Annotated in this window: 24 protein-coding genes; 12 read left to right on the top strand and 12 right to left on the bottom strand. The window is 61.7% G+C overall.

Going from position 1 to position 25,527, the window contains the following annotated elements:
* Positions 1–146: 146 nt before the first annotated feature.
* From ACQ4LH_RS07735 to ACQ4LH_RS07725, 3 genes are all read left to right on the top strand, one after another.
* On the top strand, positions 147–1,400 hold the full coding sequence (locus ACQ4LH_RS07735; RefSeq protein ID WP_430696671.1) for an ATP-binding protein: 1,254 nt from the start codon (positions 147–149) through the stop codon (positions 1,398–1,400).
* A 12-nt stretch (positions 1,401–1,412) separates the two neighbouring features.
* Positions 1,413–1,973 (top strand): response regulator transcription factor, encoded by a 561-nt coding sequence (locus ACQ4LH_RS07730; protein ID WP_090243369.1) that lies wholly within the window; start codon positions 1,413–1,415, stop codon positions 1,971–1,973.
* A gap of 166 nt (positions 1,974–2,139) precedes the next feature.
* Complete coding sequence (locus ACQ4LH_RS07725) at positions 2,140–3,081, top strand: AEC family transporter (protein ID WP_430696669.1); 942 nt, start codon at positions 2,140–2,142, stop codon at positions 3,079–3,081.
* Between the two features lie 55 nt (positions 3,082–3,136).
* Here ACQ4LH_RS07725 and ACQ4LH_RS07720 read toward each other — a convergent pair whose 3' ends face one another.
* The 6 genes from ACQ4LH_RS07720 to gatC all read right to left on the bottom strand — a co-directional run bounded on the left by ACQ4LH_RS07720 (position 3,137) and on the right by gatC (position 8,374).
* Positions 3,137–3,514, bottom strand: coding sequence for a carboxymuconolactone decarboxylase family protein (locus ACQ4LH_RS07720; RefSeq protein WP_430696668.1), 378 nt, complete (start codon positions 3,512–3,514; stop codon positions 3,137–3,139).
* A 2-nt stretch (positions 3,515–3,516) separates the two neighbouring features.
* Positions 3,517–4,614 carry a calcium/sodium antiporter gene (locus tag ACQ4LH_RS07715; protein ID WP_430696667.1) on the bottom strand — a complete coding sequence of 366 codons (1,098 nt, stop codon included), beginning with the start codon at positions 4,612–4,614 and terminating at the stop codon, positions 3,517–3,519.
* A 100-nt stretch (positions 4,615–4,714) separates the two neighbouring features.
* Positions 4,715–5,086 (bottom strand): septal ring lytic transglycosylase RlpA family protein, encoded by a 372-nt coding sequence (locus tag ACQ4LH_RS07710; RefSeq protein ID WP_430696665.1) that lies wholly within the window; start codon positions 5,084–5,086, stop codon positions 4,715–4,717.
* Between the two features lie 72 nt (positions 5,087–5,158).
* The gene (gene gatB / locus ACQ4LH_RS07705) at positions 5,159–6,607 is read right to left on the bottom strand and encodes an Asp-tRNA(Asn)/Glu-tRNA(Gln) amidotransferase subunit GatB (protein ID WP_430696664.1); all 1,449 of its coding nucleotides are present in this window, start codon (positions 6,605–6,607) and stop codon (positions 5,159–5,161) included.
* Between the two features lie 11 nt (positions 6,608–6,618).
* On the bottom strand, positions 6,619–8,070 hold the full coding sequence (gatA, locus tag ACQ4LH_RS07700) for an Asp-tRNA(Asn)/Glu-tRNA(Gln) amidotransferase subunit GatA (RefSeq protein ID WP_430696663.1): 1,452 nt from the start codon (positions 8,068–8,070) through the stop codon (positions 6,619–6,621).
* 16 nt (positions 8,071–8,086) lie between these two features.
* Positions 8,087–8,374: an Asp-tRNA(Asn)/Glu-tRNA(Gln) amidotransferase subunit GatC gene (gene gatC / locus ACQ4LH_RS07695; protein ID WP_160089142.1), complete on the bottom strand. Its 288-nt coding sequence runs from the start codon at positions 8,372–8,374 to the stop codon at positions 8,087–8,089.
* A gap of 266 nt (positions 8,375–8,640) precedes the next feature.
* On the opposite strand from gatC, the gene mreB reads away from it, so the two are divergent.
* From mreB to tldD, 8 genes are all read left to right on the top strand, one after another.
* Positions 8,641–9,678: a rod shape-determining protein MreB gene (gene mreB, locus ACQ4LH_RS07690; protein WP_090255536.1), complete on the top strand. Its 1,038-nt coding sequence runs from the start codon at positions 8,641–8,643 to the stop codon at positions 9,676–9,678.
* 124 nt (positions 9,679–9,802) lie between these two features.
* Positions 9,803–10,726: a rod shape-determining protein MreC gene (gene mreC, locus ACQ4LH_RS07685; RefSeq protein ID WP_430696662.1), complete on the top strand. Its 924-nt coding sequence runs from the start codon at positions 9,803–9,805 to the stop codon at positions 10,724–10,726.
* Entirely contained in the window at positions 10,726–11,211 is a 486-nt protein-coding gene (gene mreD / locus ACQ4LH_RS07680; protein WP_430696661.1) for a rod shape-determining protein MreD, read from the top strand. Before mreC ends, mreD begins: the two co-directional genes overlap by 1 nt.
* Before the next feature lie 45 nt (positions 11,212–11,256).
* Entirely contained in the window at positions 11,257–11,877 is a 621-nt protein-coding gene (locus tag ACQ4LH_RS07675) for a Maf family protein (protein ID WP_430696660.1), read from the top strand.
* A gap of 61 nt (positions 11,878–11,938) precedes the next feature.
* Entirely contained in the window at positions 11,939–13,396 is a 1,458-nt protein-coding gene (rng, locus tag ACQ4LH_RS07670; RefSeq protein WP_430696659.1) for a ribonuclease G, read from the top strand.
* Positions 13,397–13,427: 31 nt separating this feature from the next.
* Positions 13,428–17,261, top strand: coding sequence for a YhdP family protein (locus tag ACQ4LH_RS07665; protein ID WP_430696658.1), 3,834 nt, complete (start codon positions 13,428–13,430; stop codon positions 17,259–17,261).
* An 85-nt stretch (positions 17,262–17,346) separates the two neighbouring features.
* On the top strand, positions 17,347–18,216 hold the full coding sequence (locus tag ACQ4LH_RS07660; RefSeq protein ID WP_430696657.1) for a carbon-nitrogen hydrolase family protein: 870 nt from the start codon (positions 17,347–17,349) through the stop codon (positions 18,214–18,216).
* Entirely contained in the window at positions 18,213–19,670 is a 1,458-nt protein-coding gene (tldD, locus tag ACQ4LH_RS07655; protein ID WP_411179310.1) for a metalloprotease TldD, read from the top strand. Before ACQ4LH_RS07660 ends, tldD begins: the two co-directional genes overlap by 4 nt.
* A gap of 48 nt (positions 19,671–19,718) precedes the next feature.
* Here the strand turns inward: tldD and yjgA are convergent, their stop codons facing one another.
* Positions 19,719–20,237, bottom strand: a complete 519-nt coding sequence (gene yjgA / locus ACQ4LH_RS07650; RefSeq protein WP_430696656.1) for a ribosome biogenesis factor YjgA — start codon at positions 20,235–20,237, stop codon at positions 19,719–19,721.
* Positions 20,238–20,340: 103 nt separating this feature from the next.
* On the opposite strand from yjgA, the gene pmbA reads away from it, so the two are divergent.
* The gene (gene pmbA / locus ACQ4LH_RS07645) at positions 20,341–21,687 is read left to right on the top strand and encodes a metalloprotease PmbA (protein ID WP_430696655.1); all 1,347 of its coding nucleotides are present in this window, start codon (positions 20,341–20,343) and stop codon (positions 21,685–21,687) included.
* A gap of 139 nt (positions 21,688–21,826) precedes the next feature.
* On the opposite strand, the gene ACQ4LH_RS07640 is transcribed toward pmbA, so the two are convergent.
* From ACQ4LH_RS07640 to ACQ4LH_RS07620, 5 genes are all read right to left on the bottom strand, one after another.
* Positions 21,827–22,099 (bottom strand): HPr family phosphocarrier protein, encoded by a 273-nt coding sequence (locus tag ACQ4LH_RS07640; RefSeq protein WP_430696654.1) that lies wholly within the window; start codon positions 22,097–22,099, stop codon positions 21,827–21,829.
* A gap of 12 nt (positions 22,100–22,111) precedes the next feature.
* On the bottom strand, positions 22,112–22,969 hold the full coding sequence (gene rapZ / locus ACQ4LH_RS07635; RefSeq protein ID WP_430696653.1) for an RNase adapter RapZ: 858 nt from the start codon (positions 22,967–22,969) through the stop codon (positions 22,112–22,114).
* A gap of 2 nt (positions 22,970–22,971) precedes the next feature.
* Complete coding sequence (gene ptsN, locus ACQ4LH_RS07630) at positions 22,972–23,445, bottom strand: PTS IIA-like nitrogen regulatory protein PtsN (protein ID WP_160016093.1); 474 nt, start codon at positions 23,443–23,445, stop codon at positions 22,972–22,974.
* A gap of 15 nt (positions 23,446–23,460) precedes the next feature.
* Positions 23,461–23,769: a ribosome hibernation-promoting factor, HPF/YfiA family gene (gene hpf, locus ACQ4LH_RS07625; protein ID WP_090255510.1), complete on the bottom strand. Its 309-nt coding sequence runs from the start codon at positions 23,767–23,769 to the stop codon at positions 23,461–23,463.
* A 193-nt stretch (positions 23,770–23,962) separates the two neighbouring features.
* Complete coding sequence (locus ACQ4LH_RS07620; RefSeq protein ID WP_397494780.1) at positions 23,963–25,477, bottom strand: RNA polymerase factor sigma-54; 1,515 nt, start codon at positions 25,475–25,477, stop codon at positions 23,963–23,965.
* Positions 25,478–25,527 lie beyond the last annotated feature (50 nt).

Genomic DNA, 25,527 nt, shown 5'->3' with positions numbered 1-25,527 from the left:
CAGACTAAACGGGTTAAATCCGGTTCCAGAATTTATTCCAGGATCATTGATGAGGGTGACATTGGCTGCGGCGCGTTGCCGCAGTTGGCCGTACAGAGGCTTGGTTATACTCCTGCGGCTCGCTAAATGAGCATCTTGGAGATTCTATGCTCGCACCTGTGCAGCTACTGTCGGCGAGCCGGCAAAACCTCTGGCGCCTGACCCTGATCCGTATTCTGGTGCTGGCAGCGCAGGCTGGCTCCGTGGGCCTGGCGTACAAGTCTGGCGCGCTGCCGCTGCCCTGGCTGGAACTGAGCATCACCCTTGGGATTTCCCTGGTGCTGTGCCTGCTCACTGCGCTGCGCCTGCGCGGACCCTGGCCGGTGACCGAGCAGGAATATGCGGTGCAACTGGCCTGCGACCTGATTATCCATAGCCTGCTGCTGTATTACTCGGGCGGTTCGACCAACCCCTTTGTCTCTTATTACCTGGTGCCGCTGACTATCGCGGCGGCGACCTTGCCCTGGCTGTACACCATCACTCTGTCTGGCCTGGCGCTAGGCGGTTACACCTTTCTGCTGGTCTGGTCGCATCCGCTGGAGTTGCCGGCGGGGCCACGGGAAAGCCTGCTTATCTACGGCATGTGGCTGAGCTTTGCCCTGGCCGCCGGTTTGATCACCTTCTTCGTGGCGAAGATGGCCGAGGAGCTGCGCCATCAGGAAGAGCTGCGTGCCGAGCGTCGCGAAGAGGGCTTGCGTGACCAGCAGCTGCTCGCTGTGGCGACCCAGGCGGCTGGTGCTGCGCATGAGTTGGGTACACCGCTGGCGACCATGAGTGTGCTGATCAAGGAGCTGCGCCGCGAGCATCAGGAGCCGACCCTGCAAGAGGACCTGGCGGTGTTGCAGGAGCAGGTCAAGCTGTGCAAGGAAACCCTGCAGCATCTGGTGCGCGCCGCCGAAGCGGATCGCCGTCAGGCGGTGATCGAGCTGTCTTCGGTGGAATGGCTGGAAACCACTCTCAACCGCTGGCACCTGATGCGCCCCGAGGCCAGCTATCGCTATCAATGCCTGGGTCGTGGCGCGTCGCCCCGCATGATGCCGCCGGCCGACCTGACTCAGGCGCTGCTCAACCTGCTGAACAACGCCGCCGATGCCTGCCCGGACAAGCTGGATATCCGCCTGGACTGGGACCACCAGTGGCTACGCCTGAGCATTCGCGACTTCGGCGCGGGTGTGCCGCTGGCGATTGCCGAGCAGTTGGGGCGGCCGTTTTTCACCACCAAAGGCAAGGGTTTCGGCCTGGGTTTGTTCCTCAGCCAGGCCAGCGTCACCCGTGCCGGCGGCACGGTTAAACTGTATAACCACGAAGAAGGCGGCACGCTCACCGAGCTGAAGTTGCCGCGCGCCTATGGCCGAAGCTAAGGAAATACCCGAATGAGCGATGAAGTGCTGTTCGAAGGCGAAGAACAACCACACCTGCTGCTGGTCGATGACGATCCGACCTTCACCCGCGTGATGGCCCGAGCTATGAGCCGTCGTGGCCTGCGGGTTTCCACCGCTGGCTCGGCCGAAGAGGGCTTGGCCCTGGCTGAGCAGGATCTGCCGGACTACGCCGTGGTCGACCTGAAGATGGAAGGCGATTCCGGCCTGGTGTTGCTGCCCAAGTTGCTGGAGCTGGACGCCGAGATGCGGGTGGTGATTCTCACCGGCTATTCGAGCATTGCCACGGCGGTGGAGGCGATCAAGCGTGGTGCCTGCAACTACCTGTGCAAGCCGGCCGATGCCGATGATGTGCTGGCGGCGCTGCTAACCCAACATGCCGACCTGGATACCCTGGTGCCGGAAAACCCGATGTCGGTGGACCGCCTGCAGTGGGAGCACATCCAGCGCGTGCTCAGCGAGCATGAAGGCAATATCTCCGCCACGGCCCGCGCCTTGGGCATGCATCGGCGCACCTTGCAGCGCAAATTGCAGAAGCGCCCGGTACGCCGCTAACGGTTATTTTTATGGCCTGCCATCCGTGGCGGCCACCCTGCGGGCCGTCGCTGTGCGACGTTAAAAAACGCTCCCGGCGTTTTTTCCCGCATGAAAGGCTGCTGAAAGCTTTCCGCCAGGCAGCCTTGCTATCATTAGCCCCCTATCTAAGTGGTCAGGGGCTGTCATGCTCGCCGTCGTTCAGCAAACCATCAGCGTTACCGCTCCGGTGTTCTCCATGCTGTTTCTCGGCGTGGCGCTCAAGCGCTTGGGGCTAATTGATGCGGCCTTTATCAACACCGCATCGGCGCTGGTGTTTCGCGGCACGCTGCCCACCCTGCTGTTTCTCGGCATCGTCCAGGCGGATCTGCGCACCGCCTTGCAGCCAGCCTTGCTGGTGTATTTTGTGCTGGCGACTCTGGGCTGCTTTCTGCTGGCTTGGGGCTGGGCGATCTTGCGTTGCCCGGAGGCGGATCGCGGCATCTACACCCAGGGTGCTTTTCGCGGCAACAACGGCATTATCGGCCTGGCGCTGGCCACCAGCATGTACGGTGATTACGGCCTGTCGGTCGGTGCGGTGCTCGGTGGTGTGGTTATCCTCAGCTACAACACCCTGTCGGCGATTGTTCTGGCGATCTACAGCCCAGAGGCCAAGACCGATGTCTGGAGTCTGACCAAGAACATCCTCAGCAATCCGCTGATCATCGGCGTGCTGGCGGCCATTCCCTTTGCCGCCTGGCAGATTCCGCTGCCGGCCTGGTTGCTGACCTCCGGGGAGTATTTTGCACAGATGAGTCTGCCGCTGGCACTGATCTGCATTGGTGGCACCCTGACCTTGGAGTCGCTGCGCGAGAGCAGTGGCATGGCGATCAGCTCAAGTCTGATGAAGGTACTCTGGCTGCCGTTGCTGGCAACCCTGGGCGCCTGGCTGTGGGGTTTTCGCGATGCCGATCTGGCGATTCTCTTTCTCTACTTTGCCAGTCCCACGGCGGCGGCCAGTTTCGTCATGGCCAAGGCGGTGGGCGGTAATCATCAGTTGGCGGCGGCGATCATCGTGTTGACCACCCTGGCCACGGTGGTGACCACTAACCTCGGGCTGTTCGTGCTGCAGTGGGCGGGTTGGATCTAGCCGCCGCGCGGGCATAAAAAAGCCGGGCAATGCCCGGCTTTTTGTTGTGTTGCGCTCAGGCTGGCTGGACGTCGTCGATCACTTCCTGTGCCGCGCGAAAAGCATCGATGGCCGCCGGCACGCCGGCGTACACCGCGCAGTGCAGCAGGGTTTCGCGGATTTCTTCTACGCTGCAGCCATTGTTCAGTGCGCCGCGTACGTGGCCCTTAAGCTCCTGCGGGCATTTCAGCGCAGTAAGCGCCGACAGGGTGATCAGGCTGCGGGTCTTGCGATCCAGCCCTTCGCGGGTCCACACGCCGCCCCAGGCGTGCTGGTTAACGAAGTCCTGCAGCGGCTGGGTAAAGTCAGTGGCGTTACCCAGGGCGCGGTCGACGAAAGCATCGCCCATCACTTCGCGGCGGACTTTCAGGCCCTGCTCGTGGCTATCGCTCATGGCTAAACCTCCTCGCCACGCTGCTTGTGCCAGGCGCGACCGGCAATGATCACCAGGGTCACGGCAGTCAGCGGCAGGGCGTAGCCGAGCATGGCGTCACCGAAGACTTCGGCGAACGGTCGGCCGGTCGATGACAGCACCAGGTAGACCGTATAGGCCACGTAGTAGGCGAGGAACAGCAGGCCTTCCCAGCGGTTGATGCGATAACCAGCGAAGAAGATCGGCAGGCAGGCCACGGCCACGGCGATCATCACCGGGAAGTCGAAGGCCAGGGCATTGGCGGCCACGCTGATGGCTTGCGGCGAGACCATCGAGGCCAGGCCGAGCACGCAGAGCAGGTTGAAGATATTGCTGCCGACGATGTTGCCCACGGCGATATCGCGCTCGCCCTTGATGGCGGCCATGATCGATGTGGCCAGTTCCGGCAGCGAGGTGCCGATGGCGACCACGGTCAGGCCGATCACCAGTTCCGAGATGCCCAAGGCGCGGGCCATGGTGACGGCGCTCTCAACCAGGAAGTTGGAGCCGCTGACCAGCAGCACCAGGCCGGCAATGATCAGCCCCAGATTGATCGCCCAGGCGTAGGGTTTAACCGGCTCATTAAGGCCGAATTCCTTGGTGAATTCGTCGTCCTCGCTGGCGGTCTTGTCGCGACGCGAGCTGATAATCAGGAAGCCGGTGTAGGCAAGTACGCCGGCAAACAGCAGCGCGCCGTCGAGGCGGCTAAGGCTGCCATCCCAGGCCAGGGCGTAAACCACCAGGCTGGCGCCGATCATGATCGGCACATCCAGGCGGATCAGCTGGCGCGAGACGATCAGCGGTGCAACCACAGCGGTCAGACCGAGAATCAGCAGCACGTTGGCGATATTGCTGCCGATTACGTTGCCGATGGCCAGGTCGCCGCTGCCATTCAAGGCCGCTTGTACGCTGACGGCGGTTTCCGGCGCGCTGGTGCCGAATGCCACCACGGTCAGGCCGATGATCAGCGGTGGAATGCCGAATTGCGCGGCCAGTTTGGCGGCTCCGCGTACCAGTACCTCGGCGCCGGCAACCAGCAGCACCAGGCCGGCGATCAGATAAACAAAGGTCATCAGGGTCATTGCAAGGGGCTCCATAAAAGTGGCGCTAGTTTAATCATCGGCTTGCGTGGCGCCAGAGGCTGAGCGGGGCTATCTACGGCTTCTTTGTAAACAGCTGTGTTCAGTCGGCCAGTTGTTCTACGCGCACCGGCACTACGCCGTCGCGCAGCATATCCAGCTGTTCGGCGGCCTTTTGCGAGAGGTCGATGATGCGCTTCTTGGCGTAGGGGCCGCGGTCGTTGATGCGCACCACAACGCGCTTGTCGTTGCGCAGGTTGGTCACTTGTACCCGGCTGCCAAACGGCAGGCTGCGGTGCGCGGCGGTCAGGGCGTTCTGATCGAAGCGTTCGCCACTGGCGGTCTTGTTGCCGTGGTGGCGCGCGCCGTAGTAGGACGCCTGGCCCTCGGCGCGGTAACCCTGCGGGTCGACCTGGCCCTGGCTGGCGCAGGCGCTGAGCAACAGGCTGGTTATGGCGGTTAATAGAAGGCGCATGGCGGCTCCTTGGTGGGTTGCGGCGGACAAAACAACGCCGGGCTGGCCCGGCGTTGTGTGTTACGGCGATGCTCAGCCTTCGAGCTTTTTCTTCAGCAGTTCGTTCACTTGGCCGGGGTTGGCTTTGCCTTTCGAGGCCTTCATGGCCTGACCGACAAAGAAACCGAACATCTTGCCGCGCTTGGCTTCATCAGCGGCGCGGTATTGTTCGACCTGCTCGGCGTTAGCCGCCAGCACTTCGTCGAGCATCGCTTCGATGGCGCCGGAGTCGGTGACCTGCTTGAGGCCCTTGTTCTCGATCACTTCATCGGCGCTTGCGCCTTCACCGGCGGCCAAGGCTTCGAAGACCATCTTGGCGATCTTGCCGCTGATGGTGTTGTCCTTGATGCGCAGGATCATCCCGCCCAGCTGCTCGGCGCTAACCGGCGACTGCTCAATCTCCAGATTGTCTTTGTTGAGCAGGCTGGACAGTTCACCCATCACCCAGTTGGCGGCCAGCTTGGCGTCACCACACACGGCATTGACCGCCTCGAAGTAGTTGGCCATCTCGCGGCTGGCGGCCAGCACGTCTGCGTCATAGGTGGACAGGCCGAACTCACGCTCGAAACGCGCGCGTTTCTCGACTGGCAACTCTGGCAGGCTGGCGCGGATTTCATCGAGGAAGCTTTGCTCGATCACCACCGGCAGCAAGTCAGGGCAGGGGAAGTAACGGTAGTCGTTGGCTTCTTCCTTGCTGCGCATGGAGCGCGTCTGGTCCTTGTTCGGGTCGTATAGGCGGGTTTCCTGCACCACCTTGCCGCCGTCTTCGATCAGCTCGATCTGCCGCTGTACTTCGTGGTTGATGGCTTTTTCGATAAAGCGGAACGAGTTGACGTTCTTGATCTCGGCGCGGGTGCCGAACTCGGCCTGGCCGACCGGGCGCACCGAGACGTTGCAGTCGCAGCGCAGCGAGCCTTCGGCCATGTTGCCATCGCAGATGCCCAGGTAGCGCACCAGGGCGTGGATGGCTTTGACGTAGGCCACGGCTTCTTTCGCCGAGCGGATGTCCGGCTCGGAAACGATCTCCAGTAGCGGCGTACCGGCGCGGTTGAGGTCGATGCCGCTCATACCGTGGAAGTCTTCGTGCAGGCTTTTGCCGGCGTCTTCTTCCAGGTGCGCACGGGTGATGCCGATGCGCTTCTGCGTGCCGTCTTCCAGGGTGATGTCGAGGAAGCCCTTGCCGACGATGGGGTCATCCATCTGGCTGGTCTGGTAGCCCTTGGGCAGGTCCGGGTAGAAGTAGTTCTTGCGGGCGAAGATGTTCTTGCCGGCGATTTCGGCATCGATGGCCAGGCCGAACTTGCAGGCCATGCGCACGGCTTCGGCATTCAGCACCGGCAATGTGCCGGGCATGCCCAGATCAACCAGGCTGGCCTGGGTGTTGGGCTCGGCACCGAAGGCGATGGCGCTGGCGGAGAAAATCTTCGATTGGGTGCTGAGCTGGGCGTGAATCTCCAGCCCGATTACGGTTTCCCATTGCATATCAGTCGTCCTCAGAATCCAGCCGGAGCTTGTGTGTGCCAGTCAGTGACCTGTTGGTACTGATGGGCGACGTTGAGCAGGCGGCCTTCCTGGAAGTAAGGGGCGAGCAGTTGCACACCGACCGGCAAACCATCGACGAAGCCAGCAGGCATCGACAGGCCGGGGATGCCGGCGAGGTTGGCGGTGATGGTGTAGATGTCTTCCAGGTAGGCGGCGACCGGATCGTTGTTCTTCTCGCCGAGCTTCCAGGCCAGGTTCGGCGTGGTTGGGCCGAGGATCACGTCGACGTCATTGAAGGCGGCGACAAAATCATTCTTGATCAGCCGGCGGATCTTCTGCGCCTTGAGGTAGTAAGCGTCGTAGTAACCGGCGGACAGCGCGTAGGTGCCGACCATAATGCGGCGCTTCACTTCCGCACCGAAGCCTTCGCCGCGCGAGCGCTTGTACAGGTCCTCCAGATTCACCGGGTTTTCGCAGCGATAGCCGAAGCGCACGCCGTCAAAGCGCGACAGGTTGGAGCTGGCTTCTGCCGGGGCGATCACATAGTAGGCGGGAATCGCGTGCTGCATATTGGGCAGGCTGATTTCCTTGACGGTTGCGCCAAGCTTTTTCAGCTCTTCCACCACAGCCATCACCTTCTCACCGATGCGTGCGTCCAGGCCGGCGCCGAAGTATTCCTTCGGCAGGCCGATGCGCAGGCCATTCAACGGCTGGTTGAGGGCGGCCAGGTAGTCGTCGACCGGTTGATCGACGCTGGTGCTGTCCTTGGTATCGAAACCGGCCATGGCTTGCAGCATCAGTGCACAGTCTTCTGCAGTGCGGGCCAATGGGCCGCCCTGATCGAGGCTGGAGGCATAGGCGATCATGCCCCAGCGCGAGACGCGGCCGTAGGTCGGCTTGATCCCGGTGAGGTTGGTCAGCGCCGCTGGCTGGCGGATTGAGCCTCCGGTGTCGGTGCCGGTCGCGGCAGGCAGTAGGCGTGCGGCCACAGCGGCGGCCGAGCCACCCGAAGAACCGCCGGGTACGCGGGTCAGATCCCAGGGGTTTTTTACCGCGCCGTAGTGGCTGGATTCGTTGGCCGAGCCCATGGCGAATTCGTCCATGTTCAGCTTGCCCAGGGTCACGGCACCGGCGCTGGCGAGCTTTTCGACCACGGTAGCGTTATACGGGGCTTTGAAACCGGTAAGGATTTTCGAGCCGCAGCTGGTCAGTACGTTCTCGGTGCAGAACAGGTCCTTGTGACCGATCGGTGCGCCGAGCAGGGCGCCGCTCTCACCAGCCGCGCGGCGCGCGTCGGCCGCTTTGGCCTGGTTCAGGGCCAGGTCTTCGGTGACGGTGATAAAACTGTTGAGCTGCGGGTCGAGTTGGGCGATGCGCGCCAACAGGCTGCGGGTCAGTTCTTCGGCGGAAAACTGCTTGTCGGCGAGTCCGCGGGCGATCTCGGCCAGGGTAAATTGATGCATGGCTAGGCTTTTTCCCTTACTCGATGACTTTCGGAACCAGATACAGGCCGTTTTCCACGGCCGGGGCGATGGCCTGATAGGCTTCGCGCTGGTTGCGTTCGGTGACCTGGTCGGCGCGCAGGCGCTGAGTGGCTTCCAGCGGGTGAGCCAGCGGTTCGATACCGTCGGTATTGACCGCCTGCATCTGGTCAATCAGGCCGAGAATGTTGTTAAGGGTCTCGGTGGTACCCGGGATATCGGCTTCATTCAGGCCCAGTCGAGCCAGATGAGCGATTTTCTCCACGTCGGAGCGTTCAAGCGCCATCAGGTTTCTCCCTATATAAAGCAGCGCATTTGCTGGCCGCCTTTGGAAATGTGAACGAGTCGCCATGCACGGGTGCGCAGGGAACAGATAGTGACAGGTGGCGGTCAAAGGCCGCGATGATGGGCCTTAAAGCCCGGAAAAACCGGCAATCTAACATATTGGTGCCTTGCTCAAAATCCCTGCCGTTGTTAGAGTTTGCCGCACTTTTTAGCAGCGCCTTTACCGCGCTTCGCCTTTACCCACGCGTTGCCTAGGGTCCCTATCCCATGTTCAAAAAACTGCGTGGCATGTTTTCCAGCGATCTGTCGATTGACCTGGGCACTGCCAATACCCTGATTTATGTTCGCGAGCGCGGCATCGTCCTGAACGAGCCGTCGGTCGTTGCTATCCGTACCCACGGTAACCAGAAGAGCGTGGTGGCGGTCGGAACCGAAGCCAAACGCATGCTCGGCCGTACGCCTGGCAACATTGCTGCCATCCGTCCGATGAAAGACGGCGTGATCGCCGACTTCAGCGTCTGCGAGAAGATGCTGCAGTACTTCATCAACAAAGTTCACGAAAACAGCTTCCTGCAGCCGTCGCCGCGCGTGCTGATCTGCGTGCCGTGCAAATCCACCCAGGTGGAGCGCCGCGCCATCCGTGAATCGGCCCTCGGTGCCGGTGCTCGCGAAGTGTTCCTGATCGAAGAGCCAATGGCTGCTGCCATCGGTGCCGGCTTGCCGGTAGAAGAAGCCCGCGGTTCGATGGTTGTCGATATCGGTGGTGGTACCACTGAAATCGCCCTGATCTCCTTGAACGGTGTGGTTTACGCCGAATCCGTGCGCGTTGGCGGCGACCGTTTCGACGAAGCGATCATCACCTACGTGCGCCGCAACTACGGTTCACTGATCGGTGAATCCACCGCTGAGCGGATCAAGCAGGAAATCGGCACCGCATACGCTGGTGGCGAACTGCGTGAAGTTGACGTACGTGGCCGCAACCTGGCCGAAGGCGTACCGCGCAGCTTCACCCTGAACTCCAACGAAGTGCTCGAAGCGCTGCAGGAATCCCTGGCGACCATCGTCCAGGCGGTGAAAAGCGCGCTGGAGCAATCGCCGCCAGAACTGGCTTCCGACATTGCCGAACGTGGCCTGGTGCTCACCGGTGGTGGCGCGCTGCTGCGTGATCTGGACAAACTGCTGTCGCAGGAAACCGGCCTGCCGGTTATCGTCGCCGAAGACCCGCTGACCTGCGTTGCACGCGGGGGCGGCAAGGCTCTGGAAATGATGGATCGCCACACCATGGACTTGCTGTCCTCGGAATAAGCGCGACCGCTCCAAGTCTTGAGCTGCAAGCCGGGTTTCACCCGCTTGCAGCTTTTGTTTTGCTGCCTGACGCTGTGAGGAGCTGCCGATCAAACCGCTATTTGCCAAAGGTCCTTCGCTGGGTGTGCGCCTGCTGGTGTTCACCGTGTTGTCGGCTGCGCTGATGGTGGTCGATGCGCGCTTCACCCTGCTGCAGCCGTTGCGCGCGCAGCTGGGCCTGATTGTCGAGCCGGTCTACTGGGTCGGTCGCCTACCGGTGCGGGTGTGGGAGAGCGCGACTCAGGAACTGAGCACGCGCAACGAGCTGACTGCCGAGAACGAGAAGCTCAAGGCCGAACAGCTGATGATGCAGCGTCGCCTGCAGAAGCTCGCCGCGCTCACCGAGCAGAACGTGCGTCTGCGCGAGCTGCTCAACTCGGCCGCGCTGGTTGACGACGAGGTGCTGGCCACCGAGCTAATCGGTATCGACCCCAACCCCTTTACTCACCGCATCCTGATCGACAAGGGTGAAAAAGACGGCGTGGTCCTAGGCCAACCGGTACTGGATGCCCGCGGCCTGATGGGCCAGGTGGTCGAGGTCATGCCCTACACCTCGCGTGTGCTGCTGCTGACGGACACCACCCACAGCATTCCCGTGCAGGTCAATCGCAATGGTCTGCGCGCCATCGCCAGTGGCACCGGTAACCCGGAGCGTCTGGAGTTGCGCCATGTCGCCGATACGGCGGATATCAAGGAAGGCGATCTGCTGGTCAGCTCCGGTCTCGGCCAGCGGTTCCCGGCCGGTTATCCGGTAGCCATGGTTTCCGAGGTGATCCACGACTCCGGTCAGCCTTTTGCGATTGTCCGTGCGGTGCCTACAGCTACGCTGAACCGCAGCCGCTATATGCTGCTGGTGTTTACCGATCCGCGTACCCCGGAAGAGCGCGCCACCGAGTCGGCGCAGGCTCAGGAAGCGCTGGATCGTGAAATTCTGCAGCAGGCGCAACCCGCGCAACCTGCGGCCGACGCGCCAGTGGCGCCCGCCAATCCGCCGGAGGCAGCGCAATAATGGCCGCACGTGCAAATAATATTTGGGTGGTCTGGCTGACGTTCGCCCTGGCGCTGTTGCTCAGTGTGTCGAGCATGCCGAAATTTATGGAGCTAGGTCGGCCGCTGTGGCTGGCGCTGTTTCTGACCTACTGGGTGCTGGCCTTGCCGCATCGCGTGGGCATGACCACGGCCTGGGCCATCGGTTTGTTGGCTGATATGCTGAATGGCACCTTGCTCGGCCAGAATGCGCTGATCCTGACCCTGATTACCTTCCTGGTGCTGACCCTGCATCAGCGTTTGCGCATGTTCCCGATGTGGCAGCAAAGCACCGTGCTGCTGGTTGTGTTCGGGCTGGCGCAGCTGGTGCAGCTGTGGCTGAACGCCTTGACCGGCAGCCGTCCGCCAACCCTGGCGTTTGTCTTGCCAGCCTTGGTCAGTGCCTTGCTCTGGCCCTGGGTGTGCACCTTGTTACGCGGGCTGCATCAGCGTCTGGGCGTCAATTAAGCAAGGCCGCTCGGCCTTGGGTTTATCCGACAGGGAGAAGTCAGCATGGCCACCCTCTATCTCGCCTCCGGATCGCCGCGTCGGCGTGAACTGCTGACGCAAATTGCGGTGCCCTTCCTCACGCAAATCGCCCCCATCGATGAAAATGCATTGCCAGGTGAGTCGCCAATCGCCTATGTAGAGCGTCTGGCTCGCGCCAAGGCGCAGGCTGGACTGGCTGCATTGAGCGATACTGCGGATGCCGTGGTGCTCGGCGCCGATACGGCGGTGGTGCTCAATGGGCGGATTCTCGGCAAGCCTGCCGACCGCGACGATGCGTTGGCGACCTTGAGTGCTCTGTCCGGACGCAGCCATCAGGTGCTGACGGCAGTGGCGCTGGTCAGTCGCGAACGGCTGGAGTCGCGGGTGGTCACAAGCCAGGTAACCTTCCGCGCGTTGAGTCAGGCCGAAATCGAGGCCTACTGGGCTAGCGGCGAGCCGCAGGACAAAGCCGGGTGTTACGGTATTCAGGGCCTGGCCGCGGTGTTTGTCAGCCAGTTGCAAGGCAGTTATTCGGCAGTGGTGGGTTTGCCTCTGTGTGAAACTGCCGCGTTGCTCGCAGAATTTGCTATTCCGTGCTGGCAGTCGCTGCCAGATCACAGTCAAGAGGTTGCGGGTCGCGGGTGAGTGACCGCCATTATCGGCGCAGTCCCTGGGCTTTCAGCTTTATCTCAGAAGAGATGAGCGCATGAGTGAAGAGATCCTGATCAACATCACGCCGATGGAATCGCGCGTGGCGGTGGTGGAAAACGGCGTACTGCAGGAAGTGCACGTCGAGCGCACGCAGAAGCGTGGCATCGTCGGCAATATCTACAAGGGCAAGGTGGTGCGCGTGCTGCCGGGCATGCAGGCGGCCTTTATCGATATCGGTCTGGAGCGTGCTGCGTTTATTCATGCCGCGGAAATCTCCAGCCGCGAAGGCCCCGCCGTGGAAAGCATCAGCGCCCTGGTGCATGAAGGCCAGAGCCTGGTGGTGCAGGTCACCAAGGACCCGATTGGCAGCAAGGGCGCGCGCCTGACCACTCAGCTGTCGATCCCTTCGCGCTACCTGGTGTATATGCCGCGCACGGCCCACGTCGGCATCTCGCTGAAGATCGAGGACGAAGCCGAGCGCGAGCGTTTGAAGCAGGTGGTCGCCGATTGCGTGGCCGCCGAAGGTATCGAGGAATCCGGCGGTTTTATCCTGCGCACCGCAGCTGACGGTGCCGGGGCCGATGAAATCCTCGCCGACATCCGTTATCTGCGCCGCCTGTGGGAACAGATTGCCACGCAGATGAAGGTCGGCCCGACACCGCTGGTGATCTATGAAGATCTGTCCCTGGCGCTGCGGACCTTGCGTGACCTGGTCAACCCGAAGATCGAGAAGATCCGCGTCGATTCGCGCGAGACCTTCGGCAAGATCACCCAGTTCGTCGATGAGCTGATGCCGGAAATCGCCGACCGCCTGGAGCATTACCCCGGTGAGCGGCCGATCTTCGATCTGTATGGCGTCGAGGACGAAATCCAGAAGGCGCTGGAGCGCAAGGTGCCGCTCAAGTCCGGCGGTTACCTGATCATCGATCCGGCCGAGGCGATGAGCACCATTGATGTGAATACCGGCGCGTTCGTCGGCCATCGCACGCTGGAAGAGACCATCTTCAAGACCAACCTGGAAGCCGCCACCGCGATTGCTCGCCAGCTGCGCCTGCGCAATATCGGCGGGATCATCATCATCGACTTTATCGATATGGAAGATGAGGAGCATCAGCGCCAGGTGCTTCGCACCCTGGAGAAGCAGTTGGAGCGCGACCACGCCAAGACCAATATCATCGGCATCACCGAGCTGGGCCTGGTGCAGATGACCCGCAAGCGCACCCGCGAAAGCCTTGAGCAGGTGCTGTGCGAGCCGTGCAGCTGCTGTCAGGGGCGCGGCAAGCTGAAGACTGCAGAAACCACCTGCTACGAAATCTTCCGCGAGATTCTCCGTGAGGCACGGGCCTATCAACCGGAAGGTTATCGCGTGCTGGCCAATCAGAAAGTCGTCGACCGTCTGCTCGATGAAGAGTCGGGTAATGTCGCCGATCTCGAAGCCTTTATCGGTCGCACCATCAAATTCCAGGTCGAGACCATGTATTCCCAGGAGCAATACGATGTGGTGCTGCTCTGATATGCGCGCTTATCGCCTGGGCGTGAACTGAATGACGGTATTGGCGCGCTGGGTTGCCCTGCTGCTGCGTACGGCGCTGGGGCTGTGCGCCCTGGCGCTGGTGTTGGCGGCGCTGTATGTCAGCCTCGGTCGCGAGCTGGTGCCGCTGGTCGCCGAATACCGCCTGGAAGCCGAAGACAAAGCTCGTGAAGCATTGGCCATGCCGGTGCAGATCGGTGCGCTGGAAGGCCTCTGGCAAGGTTTTTCACCGGTACTGACCGCCCACGACGTGGCGCTCGGTGAGGGCGCTGGGGCCTTGCAGCTGGATCAGGTGCGCGTGGTCCCCGATGTGCTGGCCAGCCTGTTGGCGCGGCAGTTGCGTATTGCTCGGCTTGAGTTGGATGGCGTGCAGCTGGTGGTGCAGCAGGCTGAAGACGGTCGCTGGACGCTCAAAGGGCTGCCGCAACGCAGCGATCCGGCGCCGCTCGATCTGGCTCAGGTACTGACGCAGTCGCAGATGGCCAAGCGCCTATCGCTGTTCAACAGCCAAGTGACCGTGCAAGCCTTTGAGCAACCGGCACGGACTCTGACCTATGTGAACCTCACTTTGCGCAACGGCAGCGCGCGCCAGCGTCTGGACGGCCGCCTGCTGTTGCCCGATGGCCAACCGCTGGCTCTGCAGTTGCGTACGCGGATGAGCGCCAAGCGCTGGAAAGAGGTTGAAGCCGAGCTGTACCTGAGTCTGCCGCAGAGCGATTGGGCGGCCTGGGTGCCGGCGAGCCTGTTGGCGCAATGGCGGCTTGAGCAGTTGCAGCTGGGTGGCGAGGTCTGGCTGAGCTGGGCCAATGGCGGCGTGCAGCGGGCGGTCAGCCGCCTGCATGTGCCGCAGCTCAAGGCCGGCTATGCCAAGCGCGAATCGGTGGCGCTGAATAATCTGGCGCTGAATGCCTATTTCACCCGCACCGAGCTGGGTTTCAAGTTACTGCTGGATGACCTGGCCTTCAGTCGTGACGACAAGCGTTGGGGCGAAGTGCGGGTGGCGCTGACCCAGCAGGCGGAAAGCGCAGAGGTCGAGGAACAGTGGTTGCTGAGTGCCGATCGCCTCGACCTGGCACCGCTGCAACCTCTGGTGGCGGGGCTTGCGCCGTTACCGGACAAAGGCCTGGCGCTGCTTGAGCAACTCAAGCCGCATGGCGCGCTGCGCAATATTCAGCTCGATTACCGGCCGCAGCTGACCGACAGCAAGCGTCTGCAGTTCTCGGCCAATCTCGAGCGCGTCGGCTTTGCCGCGTACCTCGGCTCGCCGGCTGCGGAGAACGTCAGCGGCAGTATCAGTGGTGATCTGGGCCAGGGTGAGCTGCGGGTCGATAGCGAAAACTTTTCCCTGCACCTCGACACTCTGTTCCCCAAGCCCTGGCATTACCAGAAGGCCAATGCCCTGCTGACCTGGCAGATTGATGAGCAGGCGTTCACCCTGCGCAGCCCGTATCTGCAGGTGCTGGGTGAGGAAGGCCCGGCCGCCGGTGATTTCCTCATTCGTCTGCGCTTCGACCCGACGCAAGAAGACTATATGGACCTGCGAGTCGGCCTGCGTAATGGCGATGCGCGCTTTACCGAGAAATACCTGCCAAGCCGGGCGCCGGGCATGAGCGCTGATCTGGATGCCTGGCTGAAAAGTGCCATCCGCGGTGGCGCGGTCGATGAAGGCTATTTCCAGTACCAGGGCTCGCTGAACAAGGGCGCGGAAAATACCTCGCGCAGCATCAGCCTGTTCTTCGCTGTGCATGATGCCGAGCTGGCCTTTCAGCCCGGTTGGCCGTCGCTGCGCGAGGGGCGTGGCAAGGTGTTGATCGAAGACAGCGGCGTGCGCGTCGAACTGGCTGAAGGGCGCATCCTTGATAGCCAGGTGAGCAATGCCCAGGCGCTGATCGCCACTTCATTGCCGGGTCAGCCGCCGCGTCTGTTGTTGACCAGCGACCTGAGCAGCAATGTCGATGACGCCCTGCATATCCTGCAGCAGACGCCGATAGGCACCGCAGAAACCTTCGCTGGCTGGACTGGCGCGGGGGCGCTGGCCGGCAAGCTCAAACTCGACCTGCCGCTGCGCAAGGGCATGGCCCCGGCAGTGGTGGTGGATTTTGCCACGGAAGGCGCGCAGCTCAGCCTGCCTAATCCACCGCTGCAGTTCAGCCAATTGCAGGGCGCATTTCGCTACAACACCGCCAGTGGCCTCAGTGCCCCGGACATTCGTGCCCAGGTGCTCGGTCATGCGGTACGTGGCAAAGCCTTGGCCGAGGGCGCGCGCGGCAAGGCGCGTAGCCGCATCGAGGCCAGCGGGCAGATCGCCGTCAGTGAGCTGAGCGCCTGGCTGGGCGTGACCCAGCCGCTGCCCATTAGCGGCAATCTGCCTTATCGCCTCAATCTGACCTTGGATGGCGTCGACAGTCAGCTGCGTGTGAGTTCTACCCTCAAAGGCGCGACGGTGGCGCTGCCGGCACCGTTCGGCAAGACCGCTGCTGAGGAGCGCGCGACGCAGTGGCGCATGACTCTGGGCGGGCGTGAGCAGCGTTACTGGCTGGATTACGCCGAGTTGCTGAGCCTGACCTTCGCCGCCAGCCCAGGTCAGTTCAACCAGGGCCGTGGCGAGATTCGCCTGGCTGACGGTACGGCCACTCTGCCCACCAGCCAGGGTTTGCGTCTGCGCGGGCGGGTGGCGGAGCTGGACTGGTCGGCCTGGCAGCAGGTGTTGCAGCCCTATGCCAGCGTGCCAATCGGTGATGCGCAGCGGCTGTTCAAGGATGCCCAGCTGCGTATCGGCCGCTTCACCGGCTTTGGCATCAGCCTGGATGCACTGGAAGTGGCGGTTAAGCGCGATGCCGCAACCTGGGCGGTCAGCCTCGACAGCCCGCAGCTCAAAGGCCAGGTCGGCTTGCCGGATGCCAGTGAGGTACCGATTGCCCTGACGCTCGACTACCTGCGCTTCCCGGCGGCAGAGAAGAAGACTGCAGAAGAGGCTGCGGTGGATGCACCAGATCCACTGGCAAGCGTTGACCCGAGCAGCTTTCCTGCCTTGGATGTGCGTATTGCCGAGGTTTATCAGGGCATCGAGCCTCTGGGCAGCTGGTCGCTCAAGGCGCGTCCGGTCAGCGCCGGTGTGCATTTCAACGAGCTGGATCTCAACCTCAAAGGCCTGAAAATTAGCGGTCGGGCCACCTGGCTAAACGCCGCAAGCGGTGTGCGCACGAGCTACAAAGGACGCATGGGCGGCGCCGATCTGGCTGATGTACTGATCGCCTGGGGCTTTGCTCCCACCGCCAGCAGCCGTGACTTTCATATGGATGTTGACGGTGACTGGCCCGGCTCGCCGGCCTGGTTCGGCTTGAAACGTTTCAGCGGTACGCTGGATGCCTCGCTGCGTAAAGGCCAGTTCTCCGAGGTGGAAGGGCCGGCGTCGGCGCTACGCGTATTCGGTCTGTTGAACTTCAACTCGATTGGCCGGCGTCTGCGCCTGGACTTCTCCGATCTGCTCGGCAAAGGCCTGAGCTATGACCGGGTTAAGGGATTGTTGGTGGCCGATAACGGCGTGTTTGTTACCCGCGAGCCGATCACCCTTACCGGACCATCGAGCAATCTGGAACTCAATGGCACCCTGGATATGGCCAATGATCGGATTGATGCCAAGTTATTGGTGACCTTGCCGGTGACCAATAACCTGCCTTTGGCCGCGTTGATAGTCGGTGCGCCGGCCATCGGTGGGGCGCTGTTTATCGCCGATAAGCTGCTGGGTGACCGCGTGGCGCGCTTTGCCAGTGTGCAGTACGACGTCAAGGGCTCCTGGCAGAACCCGAATATCAGCTTCGACAAACCCTTCGAAAAACCTCAGTAATCCCCGCACGGCTGATATGCAGCCGTGCAGTCTGCCGGTATGGCTTGTAAGCTGAAGCCATACCGGCATTGAGATAAAGGCAGTCATGACCTTCGCAGTCATTCAAATGGTCAGCCAGGCCGATGTCCTGGCCAATCTGGCGCAGGCTCGGCAGTTGCTCGAACAGGCCGCTGCGCAAGGTGCACGGCTGGCGGTGCTGCCGGAAAATTTCGCCGCCATGGGCCGGCGTGACCAGGCCGCTCTGGGCCGTGCCGAAGCGCTGGGTGAGGGGCCGATTCTGTCCTGGTTGCAACAGGCCGCCCGCGACCTGGGCTTGTGGATAGTCGCCGGTACCTTGCCCTTACCGCCGGATGGCCAGCCCGACGCCAAGGCTCATGCCTGCTCCCTGCTGATCGATAATGCCGGCCAACGCGTGGCCCGCTATGACAAGCTGCACCTGTTTGATGTGGATGTCAGCGACAGTCACGGCCGTTACCGCGAGTCTGACGATTACGCCTTCGGCGGCCAGGTGGTGGTGGCCGATACCCCGGTTGGGCGGTTGGGCATGACGGTGTGTTATGACCTGCGCTTCCCCGAGCTGTACAGCGCTTTGCGCGCTGCGGGAGCGGAGTTGATCAGCGTGCCGGCGGCCTTTACTGCGGTTACCGGCGCGGCGCATTGGCAAATACTCACCCGCGCGCGGGCCATCGAAACCCAGTGTTATGTACTGGCGGCCGGGCAGGGCGGTACTCATCCAGGCGGGCGCGAGACCTTTGGCCATTCGGCGCTTGTCGACCCCTGGGGCCGCATACTCGCTGAGCTGCCGCAGGGGCCGGGCGTGCTGCTGGCCGAGCGGGATGCGGCCGAGCAGGCGGCGATCCGTCAGCGCATGCCGGTGGCGCGGCATAAACGATTTTTTGCGGCAGCCGAACCACGGCTGCCAGGTGCAACAGTCATAAACGAGATTGAGCAATGAACAATATGTTGGTGTCCGTCAGTGAACATCTGCTGGGACCGGGCGGTTTGACCATTGAGCATCTGCCCGCGGTCCTGGCTGACTTGGCTGGGCCGGGAATCGATGCGGCCGACCTGTACTTCCAGAGCCAAGTCTCGGAAACCTGGGCGCTGGAGGATGGCATCGTCAAGGAAGGCAGTTTCAACCTTGATCAGGGCGTCGGCGTGCGCGCCCAGTCGGGTGAGAAAACCGGTTTTGCCTACAGCAATGCGATCACCGCCGATGCTTTGAGCCAGGCGGCACGTGCGGCTCGTTCGATTGCCCGCGCTGGGCAGAATGGCCGCGTGCAAGCGTTCAGCAGTCCGCTGGTCAAGCCGCTGTATGCCCAGGACAACCCGCTGGATGTGCTGGGACGGGCGGAAAAGGTCGAGCTGCTCAAGCGCATCGACGTCGCCACCCGCGCCCTGGATTCACGGATCAAGCAGGTTTCTGTCAGCCTGGCTGGGGTCTGGGATCGCATTCTGGTAGCCGCTAACGACGGCAGCCTGGGCGCGGATATCCGCCCACTGGTGCGTTTCAACGTCAGCGTGATCGTCGAGCAGAACGGGCGCCGTGAGCGCGGCAGCCATGGTGGCGGCGGGCGTACCGATTACCGCTACTTCCTCGAACAGACCAGCAATAACGAAGAGCGCGCCATGGGCTATGCCCGTGAGGCCCTGCGTCAGGCGCTGGTCAACCTCGAAGCGATTCCGGCACCGGCAGGCACTATGCCGGTGGTGATGGGCGCGGGCTGGTCTGGCGTGCTGCTGCACGAAGCAGTCGGCCATGGCCTGGAAGGTGACTTCAACCGCAAGGGCAGTTCGGCCTACAGCGGGCGGATGGGCGAGCAGGTGGCCTCCAGTCTGTGCACCATCGTCGATGACGGCACCCTGGCCGAGCGCCGCGGCTCCCTGAGCATGGACGATGAAGGCACGCAGACCCAGTGCACCACGCTGATCGAGAACGGCGTGCTCAAGGGCTATATGCAGGACAAGCTGAATGCCCGCCTGATGGGCGTGGCCTGCACCGGCAATGGTCGCCGTGAGTCCTACGCGCACCTGCCGATGCCGCGCATGACCAATACCTACATGCTGGCCGGCGAAAGCGACCCGGAAGAAATCATCCGCTCGGTAAAGAAAGGCATCTACTGCGCCAACCTCGGCGGCGGTCAGGTCGATATCACCAGCGGCAAGTTCGTGTTTTCTACCAGCGAGGCTTACTTGATCGAGGACGGCAAGATCACCGCCCCGGTCAAAGGCGCAACCCTGATCGGCAATGGCCCGGAAGCCATGAGCAAGGTTTCGATGGTCGGTAACGACCTGGCGTTGGACAGCGGCGTCGGTACCTGCGGCAAGGACGGCCAGTCGGTGCCGGTTGGCGTGGGTCAGCCGACGCTGAAGATCGATGCGATTACTGTGGGCGGGACGGGTAGCTAAAAAGCGTCGATTGGGTTGAGCGTTGCGCAGCCCAATCGATGTACTGGTTTAACGCAAGCCGCGCTGGCTTTCGTCCAGCTCGCGGATGTATTTGAAGATTTTGCGGGATGCGGCAGGCGCTTTGTTCTGCGCCAGTTCGTGCTGGCCCTGACGGATCAGCTGGCGCAGGTGCTGGCGGTCGGCGTCGGGGTATTCGACGACAAATTTTTCCAGGGTGTCGTCGTCGCCGTTGAGCAAGCGGTCGCGCCAACGCTCCAGGTTATGAAAGCGTTCGTTGTACTGGCGGGTGGAGGCATCCAGCTGGTCGAGCAGGGTCAGGATGGCGGGGATGTCCTGATCGCGCATCAAACGGCCGATAAACTGCACATGGCGCTTCTTCGCGGCATTGGCAGTGTGCTTGGGCGCTTCGGCCAGCGCGCGGCGCAGCTCGTCGGTCAGCGGCAGCTTGTTCAGCAGATCGAGTTTCAGGGTAGTCAGGCGTTGCCCCAGATCTTGTAGCGCATGAAACTCGCGCTTGACCTGGGTTTTGCTCTTCTCGCCGGAGAAGTCGTCAAGGTATTCAGACATGGTGGCGGTCCAGTGGAAAACGCCGACATGATAGCAGCAAGTTTCCAGCTGTAAGCGTCTGGCCTGTGTGGCCGCGTTTGCCGCTTATCGTTCAGGAGTTCTTATGAGTGCAGTAGACATCGTCGGCCCCCAGGCTGTGCCGCATTTGCAGGCGCAGGTGGAGCAGATTATTGCCGAGGCCAGAAAGCAGGGTGCGAGTGCCTGCGAGGTGGCGGTATCGGTGGAGCAGGGCTTGTCCACCACGGTGCGTCAGGGTGAAGTGGAAACGGTCGAGTTCAACCGCGACCAGGGTTTCGGTATCACCCTGTATGTCGGTCAGCGCAAGGGGTCGGCCAGCACCTCTGCCAGCGGCGAAGCGGCGATTCGCGAAACCGTCGCGGCGGCCCTGGCGATTGCCAAGCATGCGTCCGAAGATGAGTGCGCCGGGTTGGCCGATGCCGCGCTGATGGCTCGTGAGCTGCCGCAGCTGGATCTCTACCATGCCTGGTCGATCACCCCCGAACAGGCCATCGAGCAGGCCTTGAGCTGCGAGGCCGCGGCCTTTGCCGCAGATCAGCGGATCAAGAATGCCGATGGCACTACGCTCAATACCCATCAGGGTTGCCGGGTTTATGGCAACAGCCATGGCTTTATCAGCGGTTACGCCAGCACGCGGCACAGCCTGAGCTGCGTGATGATCGCCGAAGACGGCGGGCAGATGCAGCGCGACTACTGGTACGACGTTAATCGCCAGGGCGAGTTGCTGGCCGATGCCGGCAGCATCGGTCGCCGCGCCGCCGAACGGGCGGTAAGCCGTTTGGGTGCGCGTCCAGTGCCAACCTGCGAAGTGCCGGTGCTGTTCGCCGCCGAGTTGGCCACCGGTTTGTTTGGCAGCTTCCTGGCGGCTATTTCCGGCGGCAATCTGTACCGCAAGTCATCGTTTCTCGAGGGCTCCCTCGGCCAACAGCTGTTCCCCGAGTGGCTGAAGATCGATGAGCGCCCGCATATCCCGCGTGCCTTGGGCAGTGCTGCCTTCGATGGTGACGGTCTGGCGACTTACGCCAAATCCTTTGTCGAGCGCGGCGAGCTGTTGTCCTACGTGCTCGGCACCTATTCTGGTCGCAAGCTAGGCATGCCCAGCACCGCCAACTCCGGCGGCGTGCATAACCTGTTTGTCAGCCATGGCGATGAAGACCAGAAGGCGCTGCTCAAGCGTATGGGGCGTGGCCTGCTGGTCACCGAGCTTATGGGCCAGGGCCTGAATATGGTCACCGGTGACTATTCGCGCGGTGCCGGTGGTTACTGGGTGGAGAACGGCGAGATCCAGTTTCCGGTGCAGGAAGTGACCATCGCCGGGAATATGCGCGACATGTTCAAGCAGATTGTTGCAGTCGGTAATGATCTGGAGCTGCGCAGCAATATCCGCACCGGTTCGGTGCTGATCGAGCGCATGACGGTGGCGGGTAGTTGATTCCGCTTGTATGAAAAAAGGGGCTGTCGCTTAAGCGTTCAGCCCCTTTTTATTGCCTGCCATCCATGGCGGCAACCCTACGGGCCGTCGCTACGCGACGTTAAAAATGTCTCCCGGACATTTTTTATTGCCTACGGTTTTACTCGCCTTCGTCGAAGTAGTTGTTGATCAGCTCGCTCAGGGCCTGCAAGGCTTCGGTGTCCTGCTCGCCTTCGGTGTGCAGGTGTACGGCAGTGCCTTTACCGGCGGCGAGCATCATCACCGCCATGATGCTCTTGCCGTCGACTAGGCTCTCCGCGCTGCGGCCAACCCTGACCTGGCAGGGGAAACGCCCGGCGACGCCGACAAACTTGGCCGCAGCGCGGGCGTGCAGGCCAAGCTTGTTGATAATGGTGATTTCGCAGGCGGGCATCGCGGCAATTCCTTAACTGAGGTCGCGGTGGCGAGTCTGAACGTTTTTCAGGATGGGTTTGAGGGTTTCACCTAGGCGGTTGGCCAGGTACACCGAGCGGTGATGGCCGCCGGTACAGCCAATCGCCACCGTGACATAGGCGCGGTTGCTGGCGGCAAAGCGTGGTAGCCATTTGGTCAGGTAAGCGAGGATGTCCTGGTACATGTCTTCTACATCGGCCTGGGCCGAGAGGTAGTCAACTACCGGCTGGTCGAGGCCGGAGAAGTCGCGCAAGTCCGGTTTCCAGTAGGGGTTGGGCAGGCAGCGCACATCGAAGACCAGATCAGCATCCACCGGCATGCCGCGCTTGAAACCAAAGGACTCGACCAGAAACGCGGTACCCGGCTCGGGCTGGTTAAGCAGGCGCAGTTTGAGGCTGTCGCGCAGCTGATACAGGTTGAGGTGAGTGGTGTCGATCTTCAGGTCGGCCAGGTCAATGATCGGCCCGAGCAGCAGCGCTTCATCGGCGATGGCTTCAGCCAGTGAGCGACTCTCGTTGGTCAGCGGATGGCGTCGACGGGTTTCCGAGAAGCGCTTGAGCAGGGTTTCTTCGTCGGCATCCAGGTAGATCACATCGCACTTGATGTGCCGTGCGCGGACTTCTTCAAGCAGCTCGGGAAAGCGCTTGAGGTGGCTCGGCAGGTTGCGTGCATCAATCGACACCGCGACCTGCGGATGCAGCAGTTCGGTGTGCAACAGGGCACGCTCGGCCAGTTCAGGCAGCAAGCCGGCAGGCAGGTTGTCGATGCAGTAGAAGCCGTTGTCCTCAAGCACATCGAGGGCGGTGCTCTTCCCGGAGCCGGAGCGACCGCTAACGATGATCAGGCGCATGCTCAGGCTCGGTTGAGTTGGCTTTGTACGTCCACTACCACCTGATACAGGGCTTCGCTGCTCTCGGCTTGGCGCAGGCTGGCGCGCACATCGCTGCGGTCGAGCATGCTAGCGATCTGCCGGAGCAGTTCCAGGTGAGCGTCGGTGGCAGCTTCGGGCACCAGCAGGACAAACAGCAGGTCCACTGGCGCGCCGTCGATGGCGTCGAAGTCTACGGCGGAGTCCAGGCGCAGCAAGGCGCTGATCGGCGCGGTACAACCCGGCAGGCGACAGTGCGGAATGGCAATGCCATTGCCGAAACCGGTCGACCCGAGTTTTTCCCGGGCAATCAGGCTTTCGAAGATGTCTTGGCCGTCCAAGTCAGGCAGCTCACGGGCCACCAGGTTGGCAATCTGTTCGAGGACACGTTTTTTGCTGCCGCCCGGCACGTTCACTAAAGAACGGCCGGGGGTCAGGATAGTTTCAAGTCGGATCATAGGAGATAGACGATGTCAGCGGGCCATAGCGCCCTGTTGACGTTCGAGCTGTTTTTCCTTGTGTTTGATGAGTTGTCGGTCGAGTTTATCAGTCAGTAAATCGATGGCTGCGTACATGTCTTCATGTTCGGCATTGGCGACGACTTCACCGCCAGCAATGTGCAGGGTCGCTTCGATTTTCTGTTTGAGCTTCTCGACCTCCATGGTGACTTGCACGTTGGTAATCTTGTCGAAGTGGCGCTCTAATCGGCCGAGTTTTTCGGCGATGTAGTCGCGCAGGGCGTCGGTCACATCCAGCTGGTGTCCACTGATGTTGACTTGCATACCGCTTTCTCCTTGTTGCCGTGTGTAAGAGGCAGGCGAGAGGCCTGCCGCCGGAACACTGTGGCGTGGAAGACTCTGACAAAACGAGCCTGGCACGGTCGCTGATTGCTTGTTGGCAGTATGGCTGCTTTTGCGAAAAGGCGAGGCCTAGGTGTGTTCTGTGTGGGTCGTCGTCTTCCTTCTTCATGCCGCCTTAGATCAATCGTTTGCGCTCACTGGAAGGCGCTATTCCGAGGGATTCACGGTACTTGGCGACCGTGCGGCGAGCGACTTGAATGCCTTGTGCTTCCAGTAAACCAGCGATCTTGCTGTCACTCAACGGCTTTTTCGCATTTTCCGCCGCGACCAGTTTTTTGATGATGGCGCGGATCGCGGTGGACGAGCATTCACCGCCTTCGGAGGTGCTGACATGGCTTGAGAAGAAGTATTTCAGCTCGTAAATGCCACGTGGAGTGTGCATGAATTTCTGTGTGGTCACCCGCGAGATGGTCGATTCGTGCATCCCCACCGCTTCGGCAATATCGTGCAGCACCAGGGGTTTCATGGCCTCGTCGCCATAATCGAGGAAACCGCGCTGATGTTCGACGATCTGCGTGGCAACCTTCATCAGGGTTTCGTTGCGGCTTTGCAGGCTTTTGATAAACCAGCGCGCTTCTTGCAGCTGGTTACGCATAAAGGTGTTGTCGGCGCTGGAGTCGGCGCGCTTCACAAAACCGGCGTATTGCGCGTTGACCCGCAGGCGCGGCATGGCTTCCTGGTTCAGCTCGACCAGCCAGCGCTCGTTGTGTTTGCGCACGATTACATCGGGTACCACGTATTCCGGCTCGCTGGATTCGATCTGTGAGCCAGGGCGTGGGTTGAGGCTCTGGATCAGGTCGATAACCTGGCGCAGCTCATCTTCCTTGAGCTTCATGCGGCGCATCAGCTGGCTGTAGTCGCGGCTGCCAAGCAGGTCGAGGTAGTCACTGGCCAGGCGCTGGGCTTCGCTCAGCCATGGGGTTTTCGCCGGCAGCTGACGCAGTTGCAGGAGCAGGCACTCGCCCAGGTTGCGCGCGGCGATACCGGTAGGCTCGAACTGCTGGATGCGGTGCAGCACGGCTTCGACTTCGTCGAGCTCGATGTCCAGTTCCGGGTCGAAGGCTTCGACCACCTCTTCCAGGGTTTCTTCCAGATAGCCCTGTTGGTTGATGCAGTCGATCAGGGTGACGCCGATCAGGCGATCCTTGTCCGACATCGGGGCCAGATTGAGCTGCCAAAGCAGGTGGCTTTGCAGGCTCTCGCCGCTGGAAGTGCGGGTGGTGAAATCCCACTCGTCGTCATCGTTAGTACTGCTCGGCAGGCTGCTGGCGCTGGTCTGGTAGATATCTTCCCAGGCGGTATCGACGGGCAGCTCATTGGGAATGCGCTCGCCCCAATCGCCTTCTTCCAGGTTGTCCACGGTCTGCGTGGCTTCCTGGTAGTTGGTTTCCTGATAGGGCGCTTCGGGCTGTTCGCTGGGGCTGGCGCTTTCTGCGCCATCGGCCATAGGGTCCGAATTGTCGAAATCATCGCCATCTTCCTGGCGTTCGAGCATCGGGTTGGACTCCAAGGCCTCCTGGATCTCTTGTTGCAGATCCAGGGTCGACAGTTGGAGCAGGCGGATGGCCTGTTGCAGCTGCGGTGTCATCGTCAGCTGCTGGCCCATTCTCAGGACTAGCGATGGTTTCATTGCAGACCTTATTTACCGGCGTCTGTGCGCAATCCACTACAGGGCGTTTT

Source organism: Pseudomonas peli, from assembly GCF_050563605.1.
Taxonomy (GTDB): Bacteria; Pseudomonadota; Gammaproteobacteria; order Pseudomonadales; family Pseudomonadaceae; genus Aquipseudomonas; species Aquipseudomonas peli_A.
Note: the sequence above shows the minus strand (reverse complement) of the source record. Positions and strands in the feature narration are given on the sequence as shown.